A 1,196-nucleotide genomic window follows, 5' to 3' on the forward strand; every position below is an offset into this window, starting at 1 on the left:
TTTAAATCCACATATTTATCTTGCAAGGTTAAATGATTGGCATCGATTAATAATCATTGATCACTGCGCTCAAACTCGTCTATTACCTGCTAAAAAAGCAGTAGGCTTGGCGCGAAAAATTGGGGCAGATATAGTTATCGCGCAGCTCTCAAACCATATACCTACTTGGCTGTATTTTAGTGATGCTGACGCTATCTTGCCCTCAGATTATTTTGACCTCCCATCTTTTGAAAGCCGTCCTAGTGCATGTGTTTTAGGTGTTGAACATCAGGCAGAGCAGGGGCTAGCTAGGGAAAGCGCTTTGTATGATTTTAAACTGCATTATGTCGCTGAACGCTTGAAAGCATCAGGGTCTCCTTACGGATATATAGCGCTTGGTTCGATCATAGTGATTGATGTGGACGATTACTGTCGGGTTCGAGGTGTACCTAAAAAATCAGCTGGAGAAGACTTTTATCTGCTCAATAAACTGGCCAAATTACATGGTGTTGAAAGTATAGAATCTCCTGTTGTGAGTGTGGCTGGCAGATTAAGTTCACGAGTCCCCTTTGGTACTGGCCAATCCTTGGAAAAAATGAAGCATGAGCACAACCAAGGCGATGACTACGGCTTCGATTCTCCTAAGACATTCGCAGATCTTAAGTACTTATATGATTCCTTAGAACAGGCGATTTTATTGGGTGAGATGGAGCGTATCATGCCGAGTTTTATTGGCGCTTTATCCAAAAACACTAAACTATTGGACACGCTGAAATACTTAGGCTTTGATACGTTTTGTCAGCATGCTCATCGTCAAGTGAATACACCAAGCCAATTTGAGAGTGCCTTTCACCAGTGGTTTGATGGTTTTTTAACACTAAAATTTGTGAACCATTACCGCTCGCATTATTATCCTCCTGTTTCTTTAGAGTCGCTGGATGCGATTAGCAATGAAATGACTCATTCATTGAAAAAGAAATATCAGGCATTAATCACTCATAGGTAGTCACTTGGCCCAACAAGTCTCTTCGTATATTCATGGTTTGGAACCATGGCAATACACCGTCTCTGCAGGCTTTACTTTGCGTGGACATTACACCCCTCCAACTGGAAAACCGGTGATTCATTTTCTTCATGGCAATGGATTTAACGGCTTGGTGTATGAAAAGTTCCTAGGGCCCTTGAGTAAACATTTCGATATCTTTTTGAGTAATGCG

The 1,196-nt window shown here is 41.6% G+C and carries 2 protein-coding genes; both read left to right on the forward strand.

Going from position 1 to position 1,196, the window contains the following annotated elements; all coding sequences use genetic code 11:
• On the forward strand, positions 1 to 985 hold a 985-nt coding region (locus A3762_RS16900; RefSeq protein ID WP_068756741.1), incomplete at its 5' end, for a hypothetical protein.
• A 4-nt stretch (positions 986 to 989) separates the two neighbouring features.
• The coding region (locus A3762_RS26605; RefSeq protein WP_369820690.1) for an alpha/beta fold hydrolase at positions 990 to 1,196 on the forward strand (207 nt) is incomplete at its 3' end.

It is taken from the genome of Oleiphilus sp. HI0125 (assembly GCF_001635355.1).